The sequence below is a fragment of the Dyadobacter sp. Leaf189 genome (assembly GCF_001424405.1).
In the GTDB taxonomy this organism is placed as follows: domain Bacteria; phylum Bacteroidota; class Bacteroidia; order Cytophagales; family Spirosomataceae; genus Dyadobacter.
The window spans coordinates 289,646-315,039 of sequence record NZ_LMPS01000007.1 but is presented as its reverse complement, the minus strand read 5'-3'; the positions used below and the strand labels follow the sequence as shown (position 1 = coordinate 315,039).

Below are 25,394 nucleotides of genomic sequence, written 5' to 3'. Positions count from 1 at the left end.
CTATTTTACTAAACTGATTGCGGCTGCACGCCGGCATTGTCATTATACTTCAAATAAGTCTTTCCATTTATTACTAACCAACTTACAAATTGCAAGCCGATCAAAACGATCGCGAATGTCAGGTGCAATGGCTGAGCATATGGCGGAACTCCCAGGTACGCCATTAAAATTCCGGTTGCAATCTCAGCCGCCAACACCCAAGCACATCCGAGGGCTACTTTGCCAGCAAAGCTTGATTTACCTTCAAGCTCCCAAACTCGTCTGATCAATAGTGTGTTTACAAAAAGCACAATAATGGAAAACGAGCGGTGAACATAAAATTCAGTCCCCAGCTGACTGATCCACTCGCTTCTCGCAGCATATCCGAGTTCGAAGATTACATGATCAATAGCTTCACGAACCTGGGTTCCAATGAGGATCTGAACAAGAGAAAGGCCAAGTACCAACACTCCAAGCGTGTTCAAACTCCCTTTACTGCTTTCATTAATCTTGAGAAGCTTGTCTACATATCCCGACCAGGTCAGCAAGTAAAGCAGCATAAAAACGATCACGATCGCCAATAGCATGTGTAGTGTCACAACCACCGGTTTCAACTCGAACGAAACCACTTTTGCTCCAAGCCAGCCCTGAAATCCTACCAGAATGAAAGCAGCAAGGCTTAAATAAAAAATCTGCTTATTTCCCGATCTTAAAAACGGTAGGGAAGCAAGCAGAGTCAGAAAAATCATTATTCCGGTAAATGCTCCCAGAAGCCGGTTTACATATTCTGTCCAGGTCTTAACTGGATTAAATTCTACTTCGCCTTTCAGTTTTGCTCCGTAGATCTGTTTGTAGTCAGGTGGTAGTTGTGACGCGTCTGTTGGAGGGATCCAGGTTCCGAAGCACTTGGGCCAATCGGGACAGCCCATACCAGAACCAGTACTCCGCACAACTCCTCCTGCTATAATCAGGAGATAGAGTGTGATAACTGTATTTAAAGCCAACCGACGGAAACGTCGGTTGGCTTTTGAATTAATGTGCTGAGTTGAACTGGTCATTAAAATTTTGTGACTCAATAGTCTTCTCTAACGAAATCAACTCATTCTCATGTGGGAAGTTTGATTCGAGTGTTTGAGAATATGGTATATTCTGAGGGATAAAATCCTCTTTCGCACCAGGCTTGCTGTAATCATAAGACCAACGATATACTGCTGGAATTTCGCCTTCCCAGTTACCATGTCCAGGATTGATAGGAGCAGTCCATTCGAGCGTATTTGAACGCCATGGATTCTGAGGAGCTCTTCTTCCTTTGAAAATGCTGTAAAAGAAGTTCCACAAGAAAATGAATTGCGCCAGGAAAGTCAGGATCGCTGCGATAGAGATGAACATGTTCATGTCCATGAACTTATGCGTAAAATCGTAGCTGGTGAACTGATAGTAACGACGAGGGAAACCGGCAATCCCTACATAGTGCATTGGAATAAATACCATGTAGATCCCTATGAAAGTAAACCAGAAGTGGATCTGACCAAGCGTTGTGCTCATCATTCTTCCAAACATCTTAGGGAACCAGTGATATACACCTGCGAACAATCCGAACGCAGATGCAGCTCCCATTACCAAGTGGAAGTGGGCTACTACAAAGTAGGTATCGTGCAATTGTATATCCAGCGCGCTGTTTCCAAGAATAATACCTGTCAAACCACCAGACACGAACAGCGATACCAGACCAATAGAGAACAACATTCCAGGTGTGAAAACGATGTTACCTTTCCACAATGTAGTAATGTAGTTAAAGCCTTTCACAGCAGACGGTACCGCAATAATCAATGTAAGGAACATGAATACAGATCCAAGGAAAGGATTCATACCAGTTACAAACATGTGGTGAGCCCATACGATAAACGCAAGGAAGGCGATACCTAGCATAGAGGCAATCATCGCGCGATAACCAAAGATCGGCTTGCGTGAATTAGTTGCAATTACCTCAGACGTGATTCCTAAACCTGGAAGCAATACAATGTAAACTTCAGGGTGGCCAAGGAACCAGAATAAGTGTTGGAATAGAATCGGGCTACCTCCTACATTAGGCAATGCTTCACCGTTAATGTAGATATCAGACAGGTAAAAGCTTGTTCCAAAGTGTCTGTCGAAAATAAGCAGCAATACAGATGAAAGAAGTACAGGGAAAGAAATCAACCCTAATACAGCTGTAATAAGGAAGGACCAGATCGTCAGCGGAAGACGATCAAAAGACATTCCTCTTGTACGCAAGTTGATAACTGTAGTAATGTAGTTAATACCACCCAGTAGCTGAGAAACGATGAAGAATGCCATACTGGTCAACCAAAGCGTCATACCCATTCCTGATCCAGGGTGAGCCTGTGGCAATGCACTTAGGGGAGGGTAGATAACCCAACCACCGGCTGCTGGTCCATTCTGTAGGAAAAGTGAGGCAAACATGATCACACTGGCTAGGAAGAAGAACCAGTAAGAAAGCATGTTCATAAAACCGGACGCCATATCGCGGGCACCGATTTGAAGTGGTATTAAAAAGTTACTGAATGTACCGCTCAATCCCGCTGTTAATACAAAGAATACCATGATGGTACCGTGCATTGTAACCAGAGCAAGGTAGAAATTAGGATCAAGTTTACCCGAATCACTGATCCATCCTCCAAGAATAGGCTTTAACCATGACAGGTTAGAGTCAGGCAAACCAAGCTGGATACGGAAAATAATCGACATTGTAATACCTATTACCGCCCATAGAATTCCGGTAATCAGGTACTGTTTTGCTATGACTTTATGGTCCTCAGAAAATACATATTTCTGCCAAAAGTTTTGTGCTTCATGGTGGTGATCATGCTCCCCTGCGTGATGGTGAGCTGTTTCCAATCCTTCAATAGCTGACATATACTTTTAATGTATTTAAATTTACTAATTAGCGTAGACTAGAACTTGTTCCTACTCCTCCTCCTGAAGTTGTGCTGTCTGCTGGTGCTGCAGGTGCAGCTGCCTCAGCCGGCACGTACTTCATTGCCTTGGCCTTCAGATTCTCAGGTACCTTTGCAAGATACTCGGGATAAGTCTGAAGGAACGTAGCTTGTTCCGCACACCATTTCTTATAAGAGGCTTCATCTTCAACTACCAAACGCATCTTCATTGAAAAATGTCCTTGTCCGCAAACCTCGGCACAAGCTATTTCATAATCAAACTTAGGATCACCTAATTCAGCGCGCATCTCAGCGGTAGTCTTGTCCGGAACGAACCAGAACTTTGTTGGCATACCTGGTACCGCATCCATTTTAACCCTCATGTGTGGGATGAAAACACTGTGCAATACATCACGTGCTCTGATTTTTAATAAAACAGGACGATTTACAGGAATATGCAGCTCACTTGGATTGGTAAAATCATCAAATGAATTTTCGTCAGACAAGTCAATACCAACTTCGTTCTGCGGATCGATCAGCTTGTAGTTATAATTCCCAAGCTTGTTGTCACTCACTCCCGAATATCTTGCAATCCAGTTGAATTGCTTACCTGTGATCTCAATTACCTCTGCATCTCTTGGTGCATCAGAAGTAATGTCAGACCAGGCTTTCCAACCTGTAAAAACCAATAGAGCCATAACAACTGCCGGAACAATAGTCCAGATCAATTCTAGTCTGTGGTTCTCAGGATAGAAGGTGGCACGGTGATCCTTTTTATGCTGATACTTCCATGCGAAAAAGAAAATAAGGAAGTTGACAATAATGAATGGAATGGTCAGAATTCCCATTGAGAACCAAAACAGATCATCCGTTCTCCGTCCATGTATAGAAGATGCTTCAGGCAAGAAGAATTCACGAGCATGAAGATATGACCATGTGATAGCAACAGCTCCAATCAGAAGCACGATGATAAACATAGCGCCATTAACCTTGTTTCCGGAAGTATCAACTTCTGTTGACTCTGCTTTATTAATGCCCTTCAGTACACCCTGCAGCTTCGATACAACGACACCTACTAGAACGATAAAAAGAAGAGCAACTAACGCGATAATGATATACATGATAATAAACTGGTTTTGCAATTAGGCAATATCGTGATGCAATGATTCCTCCAACATAGGGTGGTTACGCGGGATCAGATTAGCTTTCTCCAATTGGCTTGCGATAGTATATGCAAATGCACAAAGGAACAAAAGGAAGAATCCCCACTCCAAAGCTCCGAGTTCAGCGCCTGCTCCAACTGATCCAGGCATAATATTCGTGTAAAAATCCATATAATGACCGATGATTACGCTCCAGCAAGCCACTTTCAAAATTGAATGTGTATACTTTGCATCGCGGGTCATTAATACCAGGAATGGAAAGAAGAAGTTCAAAAACAAGGTGATAAAGAACGGAGCTTTATAGAATCCACCATATCCTCTGAAACGTTCGATAAAGTAAATCGTCTCTTCCGGAAGGTTAGCGTAGTAGATCAAAAGAAATTGAGCGAACCAAACGTACGTCCAGAAAATACTGAAGGCAAATACAAATTTTCCAAGATCACGCATGTGACTGGAGTTAACTGCTCTCAGATAACCTCTTTCTCTCAGCATAACAACAGTCAATGTAATAACTGCTAATCCTGCAACGTGCCAGCTAGCTAATGTATACCAACCAAACATGGTACTAAACCAGTGTGTGTCAATAGACATCACGAAATCCCATGCAGAAGTAGATGATGTTACACCAAACACTACAAGGAAAGCTGTACCAAAACGTATTGATTTTTCATAGAATTCAGTACCTCCGATTTCATCTTCCTGCAAAGACAGATTACGTATCACTCTCCACAAGCCGTACCACACAACAAAATAGATAACAAGTCTGATCAGGAAAAAAGGGGTATTTAGAAATCCTCTTTTACCTGCAATAATGCGGTCATATTCGGGACCTCCCACTTCATACAAACCTTCGTGCGTCCAGTGAAAAAGATCATGTCCACCAAAAATGAATGTAAGCAGTAATACAACTCCTGTAAATGGCAAAAATGCTGGTAGAGCTTCGGGTACTCTTTTGAAAACAGCTGACCATCCTGCTTGCGCCAGGTAGTTATAAGAAATGAAGAACATTCCGATAACTGACATTCCAGTAAAGTAGACGCCGTTCACCCACAGGTTCGCCCAAATTCTGGCGACCCAGCTCTTTTCATGATGACTACCCGCTGCCGCACTTACTGCTCCATGACCGGATGCACCATGTTCAGCAGCTCCATGACCCACAGCCGCAGCAGCATGTTCTGCGCCATGTGCCGCAGCTTCATGTCCGCCTCCGCCAGTAGCTGCCAAATATGCTCCCAAAGCTATCAGGGCTAATCCTACACCACCGCCTATTAGTAAATTCCTCTTAGCTCCCGATGTAAATTCAAACCGTTCTTCAATAGAAGGAATCGAATGTGCTGATGCCATTATCTAATTATATTTCTGTTAATCAATTTAATGTTATGCTCCTTTCTGAAGCTTCTGTACATAGTGTACAATTTTCCAGCGCTCAGCAGGATCTATCTGAGATCCATGTGGCCACATCCGGGCTTTTCCGTATGTAATCACGTGAAAGATATGACCTTCATTCATAGTCTTATAAGCATCACTGGCGTAATTAGGTACCCCTTTATACATGGCACCGACCTTACCATCGCCAGCGCCAGTAGCACCGTGACAATGCTGGCAGTATCTTTCGTACAAAACTTTCCCCTCAGCCAAAGTACCTTCATTAAAAGGAATCGGATTTTTCAAAACCTTTTCAGCAATTGAGATACTGTCAGCCGGTATGTTGTAAACCATCAGATCAACAGTTGCAGAATCGCTTTCTCCAAACGTTGTTTTGTAGTTCCTCCTCGCTACTGTACCTGCAACCGGCAATCTCATTGTCAAGCCCATCGGGTTGATTGGATTTGCCTTTTCTTGCTTGTAAGGTTCGTAACCTACTGGCAAGTACATATTAGGCGCATATTCTTTTCCAGGATCACTTGGATCCTTCTTACAGCTCGATACAGCTGACAAGAACACAGCAGCAACAAACAGACCTTTATATAAACTCTTAAATTTCATCGTCTCAAACTTCATTAAAATTGCTTGATGTTGACTTCCTCAGCGCCACTGTCCTTTAATGCTCTTGATATTTCGTCCACTGTCATTGAGTTTCTTCCAAGATCAATCGCCATCACAAACTTGTTATCTGTTGAGCGTAGATCGAACCTTGGATGAAAATGGCTTCCAGGTCCAAGTCCATTCGAGATAAAGAAGGTAGTAACCATCCCGAAAGCCGTAAAAAGTACAGTTAACTCAAATGTGATAGGAATATAGTTGGGGATAGAGATTGGGTCTTTACCACCTACAATCATTGGCCAGTCAATACCCATAGTCCAGATCATCAAGGTAAGTGCACAGATGCATCCAGTTACTCCAAACATAAATGCAGCAATACCAATCCGCGTCCGGGGATGACCGAGTGCTTCGTCCATTCCGTGGATTGGGAAGGGGGAATACACCTCTTTGATTTTTACGCCTGCCTTTCTAAGCCTTGGCACTGCGTGAAGCACAGTATCGTCATCGTCATAAACTCCGACCAAATACTTACCAGATAATTCTGCCATACTATAACTTATAATTAAATATCAGAAAGTCCCTTATTCCTTGTCTTTATCGTAAGCCGGTTCAGCTGTACCACGCTGCCTAACCTTGGCAACCCCGGAGATTTTAGCAGGTAACTGAGCTGATGTAGATCGTAACACTGCCTTCACCTCTGCCATATTAACCACGGGTAAATATTTCGAGAACAACAGGAACAATGTAAAGAATAACCCGAATGAGAAAATATAGTCACCGATGTCATAACGTGTCGGCGAGAACATGGCCCAGCTGGAAGGCAGATAGTCGCGATGCAATGAGGTAACGATAATTACAAATCGTTCGAACCACATACCAATGTTTACAACTACGGAGATAAAGAATGTAAATGTGATACTGCGACGCAGTTTTCTTGACCAGAATAACTGAGGAGATATTACGTTACATGTCATCATCGCCCAGTACGCCCACCAGTAAGGTCCTGTCATACGGTTAAAGAAAGCATAATATTCATATTCAACACCTCCGTACCAGGCAATAAAGAACTCGGTGATGTAAGCCACACCAACAACTGATCCGGTAAGTGTAATTACCTTATTCATCGTTTCGATGTGTTCAAGCGTGATATAATCTTCAAGCTTGTAAACAACCCGTGTAATAAGCATCAGGTTTTGAACCATTGCGAAACCTGAGAAAATCGCACCGGCAACGAAGTAAGGAGGGAAGATCGTTGTATGCCACCCTGGAATAACAGAGGTTGCAAAGTCCATACTTACAATCGTGTGAACCGAAAGTACAAGTGGTGTAGAGAGACCCGCAAGGATTAAGCTGATGTACTCGTAGCGAGCCCATGTCTTTGCAGAACCGTCCCAACCCATTGCAAACGTTCCATACATAAACCGGGAAACTTTGCTGGTAGCGCGGTCACGGATTGTTGCAAGATCAGGTATCAAACCAATGTACCAGAATACAAGGGAAACTGAGAAATAAGTACTAATCGCAAAAACGTCCCAAACAAGCGGTGAATTGAAGTTAACCCAAAGTGAACCAAATGCATTAGGAAGTGGCAAAGCCCAATATGCCATCCATGGACGGCCCATGTGCATCAGAATGAAAGATGCTGCGCAGATAACAGCGAAAATGGTCATCGCTTCTGCTGCACGGTTAATTGAAGTTCTCCACTTCTGCCGAAATAGCAAAAGGATCGCGGAGATCAGGGTTCCGGCGTGACCAATACCTACCCACCATACGAAGTTGGTAATATCCCAGGCCCAGCCTACTGTCTTATTCAAACCCCAGACACCGAGACCTTCCCACCAAGTCCAGGCAAGGCAGACAGTTCCGTATGCCAAAACTACAAGCGACAGGCCGAATGCTATTTTCCACTCCTTGGTAGGAGCACTTTCAACATGGCGGCATATATCTTCCGTTACGTCTGCGTACGTCTTCCCACCTTGAATCAGGGGTTCTCTTACAGGTGATGTAACATGCATACTATTATGTTTTTATAATGATTTATCTTCAAAAACTAAGCTCAAATTACGCGTGTTCTTTCTCACTTGCAGGCTTCGCGGCAGCCACATCCTTGTTCCGTATTTTAGTCAGGTAAGACAATTGCGGTCTGGTGTTGATTTCTTCCAACACGTGGAATGCACGTCCCTCCTTCTCTGTTTCAAGAATTTTGGATATTCTACTTTCCGGATCATTCATGTCACCAAATGTGATTGCATTGGTTGGGCATGAAGATGCACATGCAACATTCACCTCACCATCCACAATACGTCTTCTTTCTTTTCTTGCAGTAAGTTTAGCTTCCTGAATTCTGTGAACGCAAAGTGAACATTTCTCAATAACCCCTCTTGAACGTACAGTTACATCAGGGTTAATAACCATCTTACCAAGATCATTATTGAAGTGGTAGTCGTAGTTATCGTTGTCAAAATATTTGAACCAGTTGAAGCGACGTACTTTGTATGGGCAGTTATTTGCACAATACCTTGTACCAACACAACGGTTGTAAGTCATTTGGTTTAATCCTTCTGAGCTGTGCGTAGTTGCCAATACCGGGCAAACAGTTTCGCAAGGCGCATTATTGCAATGCTGGCAAAGCATCGGTTGGAAGGTAACTTCCGGATTCTCAGAAGCAATTTCCAAACCCCTCAAATCTTCAACATCTGCATCGCTGCTGTAATAACGGTCAATACGCAACCAGTGCATCTCGCGACTGTTGATTACTTCCTGACGACCTACAACAGGTACGTTATTCTCATTCTGGCAACTAATCACACATGAACCACAACCAAAACAAGTGTTAAGGTCGATCACCATTCCCCATGAGTGATTCTTGTATTTATGTCCATTCCAAAGTGTTAGATCTGTGGCGTCAACTGTTCCCTCCGAAGTTGGGATGGTTGGAGCAAATCTGCCTGCCATCGGATCTTTTTGGAAATGAGCTAGTACTGTTTCCTGAAGAACTGATTTACGGTTCATCACAGTACTATGTGTCTGCGTTTGAGCAATTTCCCTGGTATCCCCAGTTTTTGAAATTGTTACTTCACCAGGAGCAAAGGAAAGATAGCCGTCAGTAAATGTTGCAAAGGGATAGATATTCTTACCCACACCATTAGCAGACTTTCCAGCCTTTTCGCGACCATAACCAATGGAAATTGCAACAGTTCCATTAGCAAGTCCAGGTTGAACAATCACAGGAAGTTCAACCGACTTTCCTTTAAATTCAACCTTTACAACATCACCTTGTGCAAGGCTCAGCTCAGTTGCTGTTTTTTGAGAAAGACCTGCGTGGTTGTCCCAGCACGCTTTCGTAATAGGATCCGGCAATTCCTGCAACCATGGATTGTTTGCAGATGCACCATTCCCTACGCCAACATTCTCGAAAATAGCAAGTTCGATACCTGATGTTGACGCTTTATAAGTTTTAGAGATCGCCGAAGCAGCAGCACTTAGATTGCCATTAAACGCAACACTTCCAGCAGCAGCAGCGGTATTTGATTCAAATACGCCGTCGTGCAAAGATTTCACCCAGAACTGCTCGAAACTGCCGGTTCCGCCCTGAGCAAAAATGTTCTTTCTCCAGTATGATTTAACGTATTCGTGGTAATCTGTTGAAAGACCAGCCCATTTCAATAAACTTGACTGTCCTTGTCTTGTATTAAAAATCAGACTGATTGCAGGCTGAGTTAAGCTGTATGAGCCAGCAACAGGCTCAGCGTCGTTCCACGACTCCAAGTAGTGAGGAGCAGGAAGAATGTATTTGAAAAGAGAGGATGTTTCATCAGCGCGATCATTGAATGATACACTTAATGAAACTTTTGGAAGAGCCGCGGCCAGTTCGGCACCACGTGGGTGATCATAAACAGGATTTGCACCCCATAGAATAACAGCTGAAACTTTGCCGCCTTTAACTTCGTCGACAAGCTGGTTCATCGCTACGTCATTTCCCTGACGATAATAAGCTGGCTTGTCCAGGTTGATCAAAGTGCCATAAGCGCCCAGCAGATTGTTCAATGCATTAACAACCACTTGTACCGAAGGATCGTTAATTCCACAAACGACCAAAGCCTGACCTTTTGCAGCTATTAACTCTGCTGCTGCCTTATCCAGATTTGGAATGTTAACCGCAGCAACTGAAACAGGTGAACCACCTAATTTAGCAGCTACTTTATTATATAATGCAGCCGCAACCAGCCCAAGCTGAGAAGGTTTTACCGCAGTACGGTAATCTGCATTCGATCCTGTCAAAGACAAGATTGATTCAAATTGATAAAGGCGGGACATATCTTTCTTGCCACCTTTCTCACTGCTCACACGACGTGTTTCAGCGAATTGTGCGGAATAGAGATCCGGTGCAAGCCAGGTTCCCAGGAAATCTGCGTCAATTCCAACAATGACCTTCGCTTTACTGAAATCATAAGAAGGAAGTACCGCTTTGCCAAATGAGGTCTCATTTGCCTTTACAATTCCGTAAGCAGAATTTGCATCATAAACTACATGGCTGGTAGTAGGATATTTAGCTGTAAAATCAGCAATAACCGCCTTTGTAGATGGGCTTAGAACAGTAGATGTAAGAATACGGATAGCTCCGCCTCTTGCAGAGATCTGAGAAAGCTGGTCCTGGATTTCCTTATCAACTGTTTCCCAACTAACCTTTGTATCGTCACCCTTTTTAGGGCCTCTTAATTTTTCATTGTCATACAAACCCAACAGGGATGCATGCGCTCTTGAACTAACTCCGTAAGAAACCTTTGAAAGCGAGTTACCTTCAATCTTAACAGGTCTTCCCTCGCGGGTTTTTACTAAAATGCTTGTGTAGTCTCCACCTTCCGCATAAGTAGATGCATACCAGTTTGCGATTGTCGGAAATTCACCTTCCGGCTTGTTCACGTATGGAATTGCCTTTTTAACAGGGGTTTCACATGCAGCCAAAGATACCGCTGCCATACCAAAGCCAAGGACTTTCAAAAAATCACGACGATGCGTACCAGCTCCGTCCACCAAACTTTCATATTGGCTTTCGGTTGGTTCACCAGCAAACTCTGAACTTGCGTCCTTTATAAACTTCTCGTCGTTACGCAACTCCTCAAGTCCCCGCCAGTATCTTTTACTATTGTTTTCCATAAAACTATTCAATACAATGAGTCGTATTCTCGGGTATTATTTTCTCTTATTGATTAATAGTGGCACTTAGAGCATTCCAGACCACCTATATCAGCTACTTTCAAAGCTTCCTTACTTTCCGAAGCGTGCAGCTGAACCAGCTTGTCATAGTATTGATTGTCCTTGGTATTTACTTCTGTTTTACGGTGACAATCAATACACCATCCCATTGTCAGAGATGAGCGCTGTTGAATAACTTCCATTTTCTCAACTTCTCCATGGCAATTCTGGCATTCCAATCCACCTACATTTACGTGCTGGGCGTGATTAAAGTACGCCAGATCAGGAAGGTTATGCACCCTCACCCATTCGATCGGCTGATTGTTTTCAATTGAAGTATAAATTTTTTGAATTTCGGGAGATTCCTTCTTGATCACTCCGTGGCAGTTCATACAGATGTTCGCTGATGGAATGTGCGCAGACTTCCCTCTGTTAACACCTGTGTGGCAGTAGTTACAGTCAATTTTGTATTCTCCTGCATGCAATTTGTGAGAGAATGCGATAGGTTGCTTAGGAGCGTAACCTTGCTGAACACCAACACTATAAGCACCATCGATCGTAGCCTTAAGTACCAGGAGAACAAAAATCCAGAGCGTCGCTGATCTGATAGCAGGGTCTGAAGAAATCTTCTTTAAAGAACTGCCGAGTCTTGTCATGAAGTCCGGCTTCGTACCCGACTCCACTTCTCCGCCAACAGCCTTCGACAAAAGTGATACGATTACAAGCAGAACGCCCAGCACAAGGATCATTACAACAACCAATGCACCAAGAACTACCATAAACAAACCGGAAGGACCTTCACCACCCGACTCACCGCCACCTCCCGCAGCAGGACCTCCACCGGGAGCAGCCGCAGCTGCAGGTGCAGCAGTAGAAGCCTGATCCACGTAAGCGAAGATTCCCTTAATATCGTCATCAGACAAGTTAGGGAAACTTGTCATCTGCGCCTTAGAATATTCGTTGTAGATTTTAACGGCGTAAGGATCGCCTGCCGCGATCATAGCCTGTGAGTTACGTACCCACTTCGAAAGCCAGGCAAAATCGTGACGGGAGCTGGCACCTTTCAAACCAGGACCTACTACTCTTTCGTCAGTCACCGCATGACATTGCGCACAATTGTTTTTGAAAAGTGCTTCACCTTTAGCAGCATCACCGCCACCTGCAGGAGCTGCCGCCGTAGCTGTGCTATCCTGCGCAGAAGCAAGATTTTGCACACTCAAAAGTAGCCCTACGGCGATGGTGAAAAGGATTCTTGAGTAACTAAAGTAGGAACAAAACTTAGCGTTCTTACGGAATGATATATTCATAATCAACTATTCATTATTCTTCAACAGACAAAACTAGCTTACGATTTTTTATCCACAAAAGTATTTAGGGGATATTTTGAAGCACCATCTTATTTATAATTTGTCTAATTTATTAGCCATTTTTGCAGGATTAATGCAACAGGAACAACATTGATTTTCAGCATATTGACAAAAAAAAGTACCATTTGGAGGCATAACAAACTGCCCTTACCAAATGGTACTTTTTGAGTAATTATTTGTGCCCAAAATGCAGTGCCAATTACCCGTAAATCTGATGAGGTTCCGAGCGGATTCGAACCGCTGTACGAGGTTTTGCAGACCTCTGCCTAGCCACTCGGCCACGGAACCAAATTTGGATTAGCTGCAAGCTGTTAGGCATACAGCTAATCCGGGTGCAAAAGTATTAATTTTTCTGGCTATTCGCCATTATTAATTACTTTTTGCTCTTTTTTTCGCTTTCTTCCATTTGTTCTTTCAATGCAGAGAGAACACTAAGGTCGCCGAAAGTAGATTTTTCTGCGTCTTTTGCAGGAGCGTCAGTATTAGACGCTTTCGCTGGAGCCGACTTTGCAGGTCTTTCTTCTTTCTTTTCCTCAGCAGAAACGTGCTTAACTTTTGAATGCGTCAAAACGATTTTCTTCTCATCTTTCAGGAATTCAAGAACTGTGAAGTCAAGGCTCTCACCTACTTCTGCAAGTGTACCATCTTCTTTTGCAAGATTTTTGATAGCTGCAATCCCTTCGATTCCGTAAGGAAGCTCAAGTGTAGCAAACTTATCGCCTTTTGCAACGATGGTAGATTTATGTACTGAACCTACTTCGAAGATGCTTTCAAAAGTATCCCATGGATTTTCTTCCAATTGCTTGTGGCCAAGAGCAAGACGACGGTTGTCGGCATCAAGTTCAAGAACTACAACTTCCAGCTCATCATTTACTTTCACGAAATCAGATGGATGCTTGATCTTCTTAGTCCAAGAAAGATCTGAAACGTGTACAAGACCATCGATACCTTCTTCAAGCTCAATGAACAAACCGAAGTTTGTCAGGTTGCGAACCACACCTTTATGACGTGTTCCAACTGCATATTTCTCTTTAAGAGAAGCCTGAGTCCAAGGATCTTCAGTCAGTTGTTTGATACCAAGAGACATTTTACGCTCCTGACGATCCAATGTCAACACTACTGCACTGATCTCGTCATTTACATTCATGAATTCCTGAGGATTGCGCAGGTGCTGAGACCATGACATTTCAGAAACGTGGATCAAACCTTCAACACCTGGCTTGATCTCAAGGAATGCGCCGTAATCTGCAACATTAACAATGCGGCCTGTAACTTTCGATCCAACCTGGATTTCCTCATCAAGAGAATCCCAAGGGTGAGACTGAAGTTGTTTCAAACCAAGTGAAATACGTTTTTTCTCCTCATCGAAGTCAAGAACAACAACATTGAGTTTTTGGTCAAGTGACAACAGATCCGATGGGTGGTTAATACGTCCCCACGAAATATCAGTGATGTGCAACAATCCGTCAACTCCACCAAGGTCGATAAACACACCGAAGTTGGTCATGTTCTTAATTACACCTTCAAGTACCTGACCTTTTTCAAGGTTGTTCAGGATTTGCTGACGTTGTGCTTCAAGATCTTTTTCGATCAGTACTTTGTGAGATACTACTACGTTGTCATTTGCGTAGTTAATCTTAACAACTTTAACCTCCATACGTTTTCCAACAAAAATGTCGAAATCGCGGATTGGCTTAACATCAATTTGAGAACCTGGCAAGAATGCTTCAATACCGAAGATATCAACGATAAGACCACCCTTAGTTCTTCTTTTAACATTTGCATCAATAACCACATCCTCATCAAACGATTTCTGGATGTTGTCCCATGCAGTAATAACTTTCGCTTTTTTGCGTGATAGAACAAGCTGACCTTGTGCGTCCTCCTGATTCTCCACGTAAACTTCCACCTCGTCACCGATTTTCATTCCCGGCAAATCGCGGAATTCGTTAGATGAAACGATACCGTCAGATTTGAAACCGATATTCAGGATCACTTCACGGTCAGTAATACCAACTACTACACCTTTAACAACTTCTTTTTCCTGAACAGGAGAAAGAGTAGTCTCATACATTTGTTCCAGACTGGTACGGTCAGCGCTTGAATAGCCTGTACCAAAACCTTTGTCTGCTGCTTTGTCCCAATCGAAATCAGGAAGAGGTTGATTTTGTTTTTCCTTAGACATAAATAGGAATTATAGCTCTTGGATACATCAGCTTGCGAGCTACCTAGCTGAAAATTAGTTAAACAAGCATTTTAGAAAAATGAGAGCGCAAAAGTACGCGTTTCAGGATAAATTCCGAAGGGATGTGGGGAATTTTATTTGAAGGCAAAGAGGAGGGTAAGCCCAGCAAGGAACAGGCACTTACGAAAGCAATGTAGTTAGTAATTTCAATATGTTCTTTCCTTGGAGCCCAAATATGGTAGCCACTCATCATCGGCCAGACCTGAAAAGTCCCTTATAAACATTAGAAAAGATGGGCGGAAGGGACGTTGCCTGAGCGGCATATCAATTTCTTCGGGTGTATGGTCGCCTTTCCTTGAATTGCAGCGCTTGCAGGCAGTAGCCAGATTGTCCCATGTAGTTTTGCCGCCTCTGGATTTCGGGATGACGTGGTCTAATGTAAGATTGTCGTGCGTTCCACAGTACTGACACCGGTTACCATCCCTCTTAAAAAGATTTTGCCGGGTCATGACAACACCTCGATACGGAATATGTATGTAGCGGTGGAGGCGTATGACAACCGGCATGGGATACTGATCGTTTACTGTACGTAAATACTGCCTTCGGGACTCGGCCAGCATTTCAGCTTTGTTCATGTAGACTAATAAAAAAGCCTTTGGAACCGTGCAAACACTTAATGCGCTGTAATCTTGATTAAGAACCAGTACTTTACCCATGACACATCGAGGTAATTATTTCTGACAATATAACAAAAATCCGTCAAAAAAATCCGCTGCGCAGGTGCAAAAATACTGAGCACCAATTCAATACCCGGCCCGGTCGTTCTCGCGCTTTACATCTCTTTCCTTGATGCTGTCGCGCTTGTCATAGAGCTTTTTACCTTTTGCCAGTGCAATATGCAGCTTAGCAAGCCCCCGGTCGTTGGTGAACATTCGCACAGGAATAATCGTCAAACCCTGGTCTTTCAGACCCTCAGTCAATTTTCGCCGCTCGCGCTTCGTGATCAAAAGCTTTCGATCCCGCATTGGCTCGTGGTTATAGTGGGTACCTTCCGTGTAAGGCGAAATGTGCAGGCTCCGGATGTACAATTCGTTGTCCATGAAGAGGCAATATGCGTCCTGAAAATTGACCTTACCTTGCCGGATAGACTTAATCTCTGTTCCCGTCAGTGCCATTCCCGCCGTAAACTCTTCCAGAAAAAAATACTCAAACGAAGCCCTGCGATTCTTTATATCTACTTTTTTAACTATTTTTTCAGACATATCATAAATTGTAAAGGGCTCAAAATTAATTTTTTGTTAAAACTATACCAACACATGAAATCACACCTGACGCGATCAATGCAAACTGCATTTGTACTCGCATTGCTTATGCTAGCTGTCCCTGATGTAAATGCACAGGATAAATCTGCCGAAGTGAAAGCCGTAGTTGATAAGATGTTCGATGCAATGCGCGCCGGAGATTCACTATCTCTCAGAAGCGTTGTCACAGCAGACTGCGCATTAACATCATTGTCCAGAAACAAAGCTGACTCCGTCATTGTGCATACAAGCAGCATGCAGGGATTTATCAAGGCAGTCGGCACACCTCACAAAGAGAAATGGGATGAAAAAATCTATGACGTGACAGTGAGTATAGATGAACCCATGGCGATCGTCTGGGCACCTTACAAGTTTTATCTCGGCGAAACCTTCTCTCACTGCGGTGTCAATGTTTTTACATTAACACATACAAAAGCTGGCTGGAAAATCAATGCGATTACAGATACAAGAAGAAAGGAGAATTGCCCGTGATGCTCAAAATTTGACCATTTGCCGCCACGTACCTTTCAGGCGGTTGTACTTGATCGTACTTGGCAGTGCCTTCCACCAGTATTTGTTCATTTCTACTGCAAATGAAGGCTGCATATAGCAATTGATCACGCAGCCCTCGCAAGCCGGCAGGCGCCCCTCCAATGCAACCAGCTTCTGAACCTCATCTGAATGGTACAGCTCAAACAGGCTGCCATTAATTGGAAAGTCTTTTAATCCCAAATGGTAACAGGGCAGCACAAGCTTGTTTTCCGGTGAAATGACGATTGTTGTACTGGCAGCTTTGCAAACGGGAGCCTCTACATGATTTCCGCCATCAAGCCGCAATTGCACAAAGGCTTCGTTGAGGTACACATTTTTTTGCTTCGCCCACCACAACAATTCCTTTAACGCTGATTCGGAAAGGTTTGAACCAACTTTATCGTACTCAAATACCGGATTCAGGATCAGTACAAGATCATTGGGAATGCATACTTCTTCCCATAGCTGCCGGATCTTGCCAATATTATCTTCAAAAACGGTAAAAATGATATCCGGTCGCTCTCCAAGTGATTTGGCGATTGCAATGGACTCCATCACTTTGTCAAAACACTTCACACCCCTGGATTGATCGTGCTCGTCACGGTCGGGAGAATCAAGCGAGAAATGCAGCATATCTATCAGCCCGCGCAGCTTTTCTGCCTGCTTGGGATAAAGCAGTCCATTGCTTGTGACGGTCGTGATCATCCCGTGATCCTTTGCTTCTTTCAAAAGCACGTCAAGCTGCCTGTGAAGCAAAGGCTCGCCACCGGTAAAGTCAATGACCTTAACGCCCAGCTTTTTTAAATCCCGTAAATTCTCGCGAAGATTTTCAACTGTAATATAAGGCGAGGGCTTCTCCCAGATATCGCAAAATCCGCAGGATGCATTGCAACGATAGGTTACATAATAATTGCAAAGTACCGGGTGGGAGACCAGTCGCATATTATTTCAGCATAGAGAGAAGACTTGTTAATTTATCTTTCAGATCCTTTCTGTCAACGATGAAATCAAGGAATCCATGTTCCAAAACAAATTCAGCACTTTGGAATCCTTTCGGCAGATCCTTTCCGATCGTTTCGCGGATAACGCGTGGTCCCGCAAATCCGATCAGAGCTTCTGGTTCAGAAATGTTAAAATCCCCCAGCATCGCATAGGAAGCAGTAACACCGCCAGTAGTCGGGTCAGTCAGTAACGAAATGTAAGGCACTTTGGCCTCCGATAGTTGAGCCAGACGGGCAGAGGTTTTGGCCATTTGCATTAATGAAAATCCTGCTTCCATCATCCTCGCGCCGCCCGATTTTGAGATCATCAAAAACGGGAATTTATGTTCAAGCGCATATGAAATTGCCCGCGCAATTTTCTCACCTACCACAGAGCCCATTGATCCACCTATGAAATTGAAGTCCATACAGGCAATAACAATGTCCATTTCGTTCATCTTGCCGTGGCCGGTTCTGACCGCATCTTTCAAGCCCGTTTTTTGCATTGTCGACTTGATCCTGTCCGGATAAGCTTTGGTATCTACAAAATGCAACGGATCTCCGGATGTTAAATCAGCGTCCAGTTCAATGAATTCGTTATCGTCAAAAAGCAGGTTAAAATAAACATCGGATCCTACTTTCTCGTGGTAATTACAATGCGGGCAGGTGAAAGCATTCTGCTTATGTTCTCTGGTAGGAGTAATCTTCTTGCAATTTGAACACTGATACCACAAACCATCAGGCGCCTCGCGCTTCATTTCTGTTGGTGTATTGATACCTTTCTCTTTCCGAATGAACCAGGACATATTTCTTGTGGGTTGATTATAAATATAAAAGCTTCGCTACGAGCAGCTTATATTAATTTCGTGATGAATACCAGACTCAAATATAAGAATAAATGTTTTTTTATGCGGGTATCCAGATTATACCTGCGGCCGAAGAATGTAGCAGCCAGTCTGGTATGAACAATTTTCAAAGTAATTTGTTACTATAAAACCGACGGTTTGACGGTTTATTTATAATTTAAATGAGTACAGCTCCTTCACCAATCGTGATCATCGTTGGAACCAACAGGCCCAGCTCTATGTCACGGAAAATTGCAGAATACTATCAGTCCATTCTGAATCACCTCAATGCGCCGAGCATTATTCTTGATTTAGTTAATTTGCCCGACGATTTTACAGTATCTGCTTTGTACGCAAATTCAGGCAAAAACGAGGACTTCAACAACCTCAGGTTTCTTTTGGAACAAACTGATAAATTCGTCTTTATCGTTCCGGAATACAATGGATCTTACCCTGGCGTATTAAAGGCATTTATCGATGGGCTGCCTTATCCGAACAGTTTCGCAAATAAGAAAGCTGCCCTGGTCGGATTATCTTCCAATATGCAGGGAGCAGCAATTGCATTAAGTCACCTCAATGATGTATTCAGCTATCTGGGAATGAATACACTTGCATTGCGAGTGAAGCTGGCCCAGATACGCTCCCATTTTCATGATAATGTCATGTCAAATGCATTGTACAAGGAACTCCTCGAAATGCAGGCTGGGCAGATCATCCACTTTTGACATAAAAGAAAAAAGGGAGCTAAGTGCTCCCTCTCATTATTTTAGCCAGTGCTGTTCCATTTCGAAAGCCGGAATCGCCGGTCTCTTCCAAAGCTCGGCCCGGCTTCTTCTGAATGCAGGCCCTTCCAGATCTGCAAACTTCACCAGTCCGTCTTTAAAGGAGTCAATCATAATTCGCAAATCCTCATTATCCTCTTCCGACCATTCGTCATTCTCTCCAACCTCAGTCAGTGATATATTAACCGGTTCGAAAGCGGTGGAAACTGATTCTTTTTCAATGACAAGATCCACTGAACTGGTCGGTGTATTTTCAAAAACATCTTCCGTCATCACGATCTCTTCCTGTTCAGCAGGAACTTCATCTTTCGCATCAAACCCGTTTACTGCTGTTTCAACAGTTCCGGGAAATTTGTGCGACAACTTAATGCCTGGGATCGGAGATTCAATGCTGTCAAATCCGGCTGCTACAATCGTCACGCGCAACTTATCAACAAGTGAATCGTCGATAATCGTACCTAATTTGAACATACGCGCTTCGCCGCCTACCTGAGACAATACGTAACTCCAGATTTCGCGCTGCTCTTTCATCGTAGCCTCCTTTTTCTTGCTGGTAGCAAGCGTTACCAGGATACGTTTCGCGCCGCGGATATCCCTGTCGTTCAAAAGCGGTGAATCCAGTGCTTCCTTAATCGCAACCTGCGCGCGATCGGTACCAGTCGCTTCGGAGGTTCCCATTACAGACTGACCTGCCTTTTTCAGTACTTTCTCAACATCTTTAAAGTCAGTGTTGATATTTCCATTTGTCGTAATGATTTCGGAAATACTTTTCACTGCATTCAAAAGAATTCCATCTGCTTCGGCAAATGCCTGTGTGATGGTCATATCTTCAAACAGTTCTTCCAGTTTATCATTCAAAACAACCAGTACCGTGTCGCAGTACTTTTTAAGTTGTTCGATACCTTCGAGTGCCTGTTCTTTCTTGTCAAATCCTTCCCACGTATAAGGTGCAGTAACTACTGCGACGGTCAACTTGCCCATTTCTCTGGCAAGCTGCGCGATTACTGGTGCGGCGCCTGTTCCGGTTCCACCACCCATACCTGCGGTGATAAAAACCATTTGCGTTGATCCTCCCAGCAGCCCCTTGATTTCTTCAATCGTTTCAAGAGCAGCTTCTTTACCTTTTGTTGCATCCGTACCAGCTCCAAGTCCCTGGGTCAATGTAGCGCCAAGCTGGATTTTAACAGGAACAGGACTATTAGCGAGCGCTTGTCTGTCGGTATTACAAACGGCAAATTCCACATCTTTGATCTTACGTTCAAACATGTAGTTTACGGCGTTGCTACCGCCGCCGCCTACTCCGATTACCTTGATAATAGCAGGCTCCTCCTGCTCGTCGACTGGAAAATCCTTTACGATTTCGTTCACAATATAATCCTGATCTAGTGCTTGCAACAAGCTTTTGTTCAATGTCTTTTCCGGGGTTGATTTGGTCATAATTTCTACTGATTATCAATAGTCGCCTAAACTATCGTCCTTTTTTCCGATAATATTATTGATGTTATCCCAAAATGTGCCACCCGTCTTTTTGACCGGCTCTTTAACTTCCTTCGGCTTCTCCTTTTGCACAACTCCCGTATTGAATGCAGTTGCCGGCTTACAAACCGACTTAACCCGCGGATCGATGGACCTGATACCAGCCCAGGCTAGTCCGATAGCAGTACTGAACGTGGAGTTACTTACCGCGTCCGCCTTGGCAGTCCGTTCCAGATTTTCAGGGTAACCGACCCTTACTGACATATCCGTTACTTTTTCAAACAGAAGCTCAATTTCGTCGATATTCGCAGAGCCGCCAGTTAGAACAATGCCGCCTATCAGCTTATCCAGATAGCCGGATTTGATAATTTCAGCGTAAACCATGGCTGCTATCTCCTTCAACCTCGCTTCGATAATCAGCGCTACGTTTTTCTTCAGAACAGGTTTAGGCTGTCTTCCGCTTAAATAATTGATCAGGATCTCAATATTGAGCGGTATGTCGGCGGAAATGGCCGCACCGTATTGCTTTTTCAGTTGTTCCGCATTTTCATACTGAATACCGCAGCCAACTGCCAAATCATTTGTAATATGTCTTCCACCTACCGGAAAGGTAGCAATGTGCCTGATAATGCGATCCTGGTATATAACCAGGTCAGTAGTATGGTCGCCGATATCAACCAATGCAATTCCGGCTTTTATTTCATTATCTGTTAAAACAGCAAGGCTGGTAGCCAGTGGCCCCAGTACCATTTTATCACATCTTAAATTCTGGTCCGCGTCAGAAAGGCTTTTCTTTGTCCGCTGAATGGATTGGTTGTTGGCAGAAACGATCAGGAAGTTACCGCCAAGCTTGATACCCGTCCGGCCTACCGGCTCTTTCACACCTACTGAATTATCTACCATGAAATCCATTGGCAGTACATGCAGTACATCGTAATTAGGCTCGATCTTGGCGCGGTACATATCGTCCACCAGCTGGTCAACATCGCGCTGGGTTACTTCTTCACCTGAAGAGGCAGATGGTCTGATCACCCCGTCGCTGTGCGCACTCACTTTCACGTGGGTTCCGCTGAAGCTGACATTTACAATACCAATATCAAGGTCTGAGCGCAGCGATGCTTCCTGCAAAGCTTCTCTGATGGCGCCGCCTACTTGTTTTATATTTTCGACTGATCCGTTAACAACTGCTCCTGCAGGCACTGGAACTTCACTAAAACCCAGAATTTCTATGTTGCTCTGGCGTGAACCGGAAGAACTTCCCTGCGCAGCGATCACGGCTATTTTAGTACTTCCAATATCGACTCCAACTACAATTTTCTCGTGTGCCATGCTAAAGGTGAATTATTATTCACAAACTATTTGATCTTGAAACTTAACACTAATTTTTTTATATCTGCTCCAATCCTGACTCAGTACTTTATCGTAAAATATCCTGAGCTTTCTGAATTTCGACTGATAGTCCTCGGCGCTTCCGAGTTCAATTTGCTGATCACCAACTACGGTCATCAGGCTGATCTCGCCATCATTATCCGCATCCAGCTGCGTAACCTGCGCTTTCCAGAAAGGATCAGAATTCAAGAAATGCAATAAATCCATTACAGAAGCCCCTTTTGCGGTCTGTAACTTTTTAGCATCATTAAAAAATGAGCCTGAAACCAATAACGTTCTTGCTGAATAACTTTCTGATAGAGGAAAAAAAATGCCCTCATCGCTAATATAGTATCCCGACGTATTCCGCGTTTCTCCATTTTCAGAAGTGTTAATCCAGCGCGCTAACGGCTTCTCTTGTTCTACTTCAACAACTATATTACCTCTAAGGTCACGAAATACCTGGCACTTCTTGATCAACTTGTTCCGCTTCACCCGATTCTCCAGATCGTTCAATGCCACGTTACTTAACTTATTGCCCAACAGAGGATCGCCCCCATTTTCGGTAAGTAACATCCGGACATCCATTTGATCGAGAAAACGTGTTCCTGAATCTCCCTGAATGGAAATGGTCAGGTTGGTACAACGCTGTTGACTCAGCCTGCTTTCTGCCATACCAATTCCGGCAATAGGCAGAAGAAGCCACAAACTACGTTTCAACAAAAGCCATGAATAGTCAAATTTACGTAACATCTCAGTAATATTAACAATGCTTTTATTAATTATTCGCAAAGGGATTTTTGAGCTGGTTACGTATCGGATCCACCAAAGTATCGATGTCTCCGGCACCAATTGTAACCACAATATCCGTATCTAAATCACGTAAAATGCTAAGTACTTTGTCTTTAGAGACCAGGTGTTTGTCTTCAGATGTTACTTTTTCCAGGATCATTTCTGAGTTAACACCCTCTATCGGCAACTCTCTCGCCGGATAAATATCAAGCAGCAGCAAACGATCAGCGAGCGACAGGCTTTCCGCAAACCCATCTGCAAAATCCCTGGTCCGGCTGAATAGGTGCGGTTGAAAAATCGCGGTTACGTGCCGGCCGGGATATAATCCTTTTACCGAAGAAAGAAATGCCTCGATCTCTGTCGGATGGTGGGCATAATCGTCTATATATATTTTTCCGTCCTTTTCTAACTGATATTCAAATCGCCGCTTGACACCGCCGTAAGTTTCAAGGGCCGCTTTAATTTGATCGGGTGCCACGCCTACGTGCAAAGCAACCGCACTCGCCGCAATGGAATTTTCAATGTTATGATAACCCGGGATTTTCATTGCAATGCCTTCAATTACCCCGTCAGGATAAACAAAGTCGAATACAAATCTCCCATTGCTGATCGTGATATTCCTGGAATGAAAAACGCCCGAATCAAGCGAATAGGAAAATACTTCTGCTTTCGTACTACCGGAAAGTTCAAGTCCTGTCCGCATAAACAGCACCCCATTCTCGTCGATCTGCCCGACATATTCCCTGAACGATTCCAAAACGGCCTCGTGCTTCCCGTAAATGTCAAGGTGATCGGCGTCAGTAGAGGTAACTATCGCGATCTCCGGAAATAATGTTAAAAATGAGCGGTCAAATTCATCGGCTTCTACTACGCAGAAAACTTCTTCCAGATGATCTGTTGGCTCATTCAGAAGCAGGTTAGTGCCATAATTTTGTGTAATGCCACCCAGAAATGCAGTGCTGTTTACTCCGGCATACCGGAGAATGTGCGCTACCAGGGATGATGTAGTCGTTTTTCCGTGCGTGCCCGCTACACCGATCGTCCGAAGGCTTTTAGTGAGAATCCCAAGTACCTGCGACCTTTTCAGGATCAAAAAATTATGATCCCGGAAATACAGCATTTGCTGGTGCTGCACAGGTACGGCAGGCGTGTATATAACAAGCGTTTTGTCGGAATCATGAAGAAAAGGTGCAGGAATCGTATCAATGGAGTCTTCCAGCGTTATCTCAATTCCTTCTTCTTCCAATTTCTCAACCAGCGTAGTCCTGGTTTTGTCATAACCTGCAACCTCAAAGCCATTTGCCTTAAACCAGCGTGCCAGCGCACTCATTCCTATTCCGCCAATTCCGACAAAATAAATATACTTCCAATCGGTCATTGAAGATGACATTCTATTAAAGGACAAACAGTTATGATCTGATTAATTTCAATACTTCTGCTGCAATATCATCCGCGGCTGTCGGTCTGGCAAGCTTACGGATATTCGTTTTTAGATTTTCCTGCTGCGCAAAATCATTCATTAAAGCCAGTGCACTAGGTACCAGCTCAGCTTTTGCACTAGCGTCTTTCACCAGCAAAGCTGCATCTTTTTCAACCAGTGCCAACGCATTTTTGGTCTGATGATCTTCTGACGCGGCTGGAAATGGCACCAGAATGGAAGGTTTCGCAGCCAGGCACAATTCTGAAACCGAAAGCGCTCCTGCTCTTGAAACCACTACGTCGGCAATTGCATACGCAAGGTCCATTGTATAAATAAAATCAAAAGCCTTAATCAAATGGGTATTTAAGCCTTCAATTAATGCTTTTGCTGTATCAATGTAATTTCTTCCTGTTTGCCACAAAACCTGATAACCTTGCGCCAGAAATTCTGAAAGCCCTGCCGCGATGCTCTCGTTAATGGACCTGGCCCCAAGACTGCCGCCCATGACAAAAAGCGTCTTTCTTTCAGGATCAAGCCCAAACTCGGCGAAAGCTTCCCGTTTCTTGGAAGAAACATCGACGATATCACTCCTGACAGGATTTCCAAGCATTGCAATTTTCTCTTTTGGAAAAAATTCTTCCATACCCGGATAGGCTACACAGATTTTTGACGCTCTTTTTGCCAGCAGCTTATTGGTAATTCCTGCATAGGAATTCTGTTCCTGAATCAATGTAGGTATTCCCTGGAAAGAAGCCATCATTAATAACGGTCCGCTCGCAAAGCCGCCTACACCCACAGCTACATCAGGCTTAAAGTCCCGGATAATCGACTTTGCTTTATTTAAACTCTTGATCAGCTTAAATGGCAATGCAAGATTGTCAAGAGAAACTTCCCGCTTGATCCCGGCAATAGGTAACCCTACAATTTCGTACCCGGCCCGCGGCACCTTTTCCATTTCCATTTTTCCCAAAGCACCTACAAAAAGTACTTCCAGATCCGGGTCTTTCCGGCGCAATGCATCGGCTATTGCAATGGCAGGATAAATATGTCCGCCGGTTCCGCCGCCGCTTATAATTACTTTTTTTGACAT

Annotated in this window: 21 protein-coding genes and 1 tRNA gene; 2 read left to right on the top strand and 20 right to left on the bottom strand. The window is 43.8% G+C overall.

All coding sequences use genetic code 11. The annotated features are described in order from the left end of the window. Nucleotides 1-8 precede the first annotated feature (8 nt). The 13 genes from ASG33_RS22935 to smpB form a co-directional block, all read right to left on the bottom strand. Nucleotides 9-1,037: a heme A synthase gene (locus ASG33_RS22935; RefSeq protein WP_056291128.1), complete on the bottom strand. Its 1,029-nt coding sequence runs from the start codon at nt 1,035-1,037 to the stop codon at nt 9-11. Continuing rightward, on the bottom strand, nt 1,012-2,895 hold the full coding sequence (locus ASG33_RS22930) for a cbb3-type cytochrome c oxidase subunit I (RefSeq protein WP_056291126.1): 1,884 nt from the start codon (nt 2,893-2,895) through the stop codon (nt 1,012-1,014). The genes ASG33_RS22935 and ASG33_RS22930 overlap by 26 nt, the downstream gene beginning before the upstream one ends. A gap of 28 nt (nt 2,896-2,923) precedes the next feature. Then, nucleotides 2,924-4,036, bottom strand: coding sequence for a cytochrome c oxidase subunit II (locus ASG33_RS22925; protein WP_056291213.1), 1,113 nt, complete (start codon nt 4,034-4,036; stop codon nt 2,924-2,926). A 21-nt stretch (nt 4,037-4,057) separates the two neighbouring features. Further along, complete coding sequence (locus ASG33_RS22920; protein WP_056291124.1) at nt 4,058-5,422, bottom strand: hypothetical protein; 1,365 nt, start codon at nt 5,420-5,422, stop codon at nt 4,058-4,060. Between the two features lie 33 nt (nt 5,423-5,455). Next, nucleotides 5,456-6,079 (bottom strand): cytochrome c, encoded by a 624-nt coding sequence (locus ASG33_RS22915; protein WP_056291122.1) that lies wholly within the window; start codon nt 6,077-6,079, stop codon nt 5,456-5,458. Beyond that, on the bottom strand, nt 6,079-6,609 hold the full coding sequence (locus ASG33_RS22910) for a DUF3341 domain-containing protein (RefSeq protein ID WP_056291120.1): 531 nt from the start codon (nt 6,607-6,609) through the stop codon (nt 6,079-6,081). The genes ASG33_RS22915 and ASG33_RS22910 overlap by 1 nt, the downstream gene beginning before the upstream one ends. A 33-nt stretch (nt 6,610-6,642) precedes the next feature. Beyond that, complete coding sequence (gene nrfD, locus ASG33_RS22905) at nt 6,643-8,076, bottom strand: NrfD/PsrC family molybdoenzyme membrane anchor subunit (protein WP_056291119.1); 1,434 nt, start codon at nt 8,074-8,076, stop codon at nt 6,643-6,645. Between the two features lie 46 nt (nt 8,077-8,122). Continuing rightward, entirely contained in the window at nt 8,123-11,218 is a 3,096-nt protein-coding gene (locus ASG33_RS22900; protein WP_056291117.1) for a TAT-variant-translocated molybdopterin oxidoreductase, read from the bottom strand. 53 nt (nt 11,219-11,271) lie between these two features. After that, on the bottom strand, nt 11,272-12,564 hold the full coding sequence (locus ASG33_RS22895) for a c-type cytochrome (protein WP_056291115.1): 1,293 nt from the start codon (nt 12,562-12,564) through the stop codon (nt 11,272-11,274). Nucleotides 12,565-12,841: 277 nt separating this feature from the next. Further along, a tRNA-Cys gene (locus tag ASG33_RS22890) sits at nt 12,842-12,912 on the bottom strand. A gap of 85 nt (nt 12,913-12,997) precedes the next feature. Further along, nucleotides 12,998-14,809 (bottom strand): 30S ribosomal protein S1, encoded by a 1,812-nt coding sequence (gene rpsA, locus ASG33_RS22885; RefSeq protein WP_056291114.1) that lies wholly within the window; start codon nt 14,807-14,809, stop codon nt 12,998-13,000. Nucleotides 14,810-15,015: 206 nt separating this feature from the next. Further along, nucleotides 15,016-15,525 carry an HNH endonuclease gene (locus tag ASG33_RS22880; protein ID WP_056291112.1) on the bottom strand — a complete coding sequence of 170 codons (510 nt, stop codon included), beginning with the start codon at nt 15,523-15,525 and terminating at the stop codon, nt 15,016-15,018. Between the two features lie 87 nt (nt 15,526-15,612). Continuing rightward, nucleotides 15,613-16,071, bottom strand: a complete 459-nt coding sequence (smpB, locus tag ASG33_RS22875) for an SsrA-binding protein SmpB (RefSeq protein WP_056291110.1) — start codon at nt 16,069-16,071, stop codon at nt 15,613-15,615. A 54-nt stretch (nt 16,072-16,125) separates the two neighbouring features. On the opposite strand from smpB, the gene ASG33_RS22870 reads away from it, so the two are divergent. Continuing rightward, nucleotides 16,126-16,602 carry a nuclear transport factor 2 family protein gene (locus tag ASG33_RS22870; protein WP_082489382.1) on the top strand — a complete coding sequence of 159 codons (477 nt, stop codon included), beginning with the start codon at nt 16,126-16,128 and terminating at the stop codon, nt 16,600-16,602. Between the two features lie 3 nt (nt 16,603-16,605). Here ASG33_RS22870 and ASG33_RS22865 read toward each other — a convergent pair whose 3' ends face one another. Beyond that, nucleotides 16,606-17,583, bottom strand: a complete 978-nt coding sequence (locus ASG33_RS22865) for a radical SAM protein (RefSeq protein WP_056291108.1) — start codon at nt 17,581-17,583, stop codon at nt 16,606-16,608. Nucleotide 17,584: 1 nt separating this feature from the next. Continuing rightward, nucleotides 17,585-18,427 (bottom strand): acetyl-CoA carboxylase, carboxyltransferase subunit beta, encoded by an 843-nt coding sequence (accD, locus tag ASG33_RS22860; RefSeq protein WP_056291106.1) that lies wholly within the window; start codon nt 18,425-18,427, stop codon nt 17,585-17,587. A gap of 221 nt (nt 18,428-18,648) precedes the next feature. Here accD and ASG33_RS22855 point away from each other — a divergent pair, with 221 nt between their 5' ends. Then, the gene (locus ASG33_RS22855) at nt 18,649-19,191 is read left to right on the top strand and encodes an NADPH-dependent FMN reductase (RefSeq protein ID WP_082489381.1); all 543 of its coding nucleotides are present in this window, start codon (nt 18,649-18,651) and stop codon (nt 19,189-19,191) included. A gap of 36 nt (nt 19,192-19,227) precedes the next feature. Here the strand turns inward: ASG33_RS22855 and ftsZ are convergent, their stop codons facing one another. From ftsZ to murG, 5 genes are read right to left on the bottom strand one after another with little or no spacing between them, the layout of a single operon-like run. Then, the gene (ftsZ, locus tag ASG33_RS22850; RefSeq protein ID WP_056291210.1) at nt 19,228-20,658 is read right to left on the bottom strand and encodes a cell division protein FtsZ; all 1,431 of its coding nucleotides are present in this window, start codon (nt 20,656-20,658) and stop codon (nt 19,228-19,230) included. Between the two features lie 42 nt (nt 20,659-20,700). After that, complete coding sequence (gene ftsA / locus ASG33_RS22845) at nt 20,701-22,053, bottom strand: cell division protein FtsA (protein ID WP_056291104.1); 1,353 nt, start codon at nt 22,051-22,053, stop codon at nt 20,701-20,703. A gap of 15 nt (nt 22,054-22,068) precedes the next feature. After that, complete coding sequence (locus tag ASG33_RS22840) at nt 22,069-22,845, bottom strand: cell division protein FtsQ/DivIB (protein WP_056291102.1); 777 nt, start codon at nt 22,843-22,845, stop codon at nt 22,069-22,071. A gap of 25 nt (nt 22,846-22,870) precedes the next feature. Further along, nucleotides 22,871-24,262, bottom strand: coding sequence for a UDP-N-acetylmuramate--L-alanine ligase (gene murC, locus ASG33_RS22835; protein WP_200942856.1), 1,392 nt, complete (start codon nt 24,260-24,262; stop codon nt 22,871-22,873). Between the two features lie 31 nt (nt 24,263-24,293). Continuing rightward, nucleotides 24,294-25,394: an undecaprenyldiphospho-muramoylpentapeptide beta-N-acetylglucosaminyltransferase gene (murG, locus tag ASG33_RS22830; protein ID WP_056291099.1), complete on the bottom strand. Its 1,101-nt coding sequence runs from the start codon at nt 25,392-25,394 to the stop codon at nt 24,294-24,296.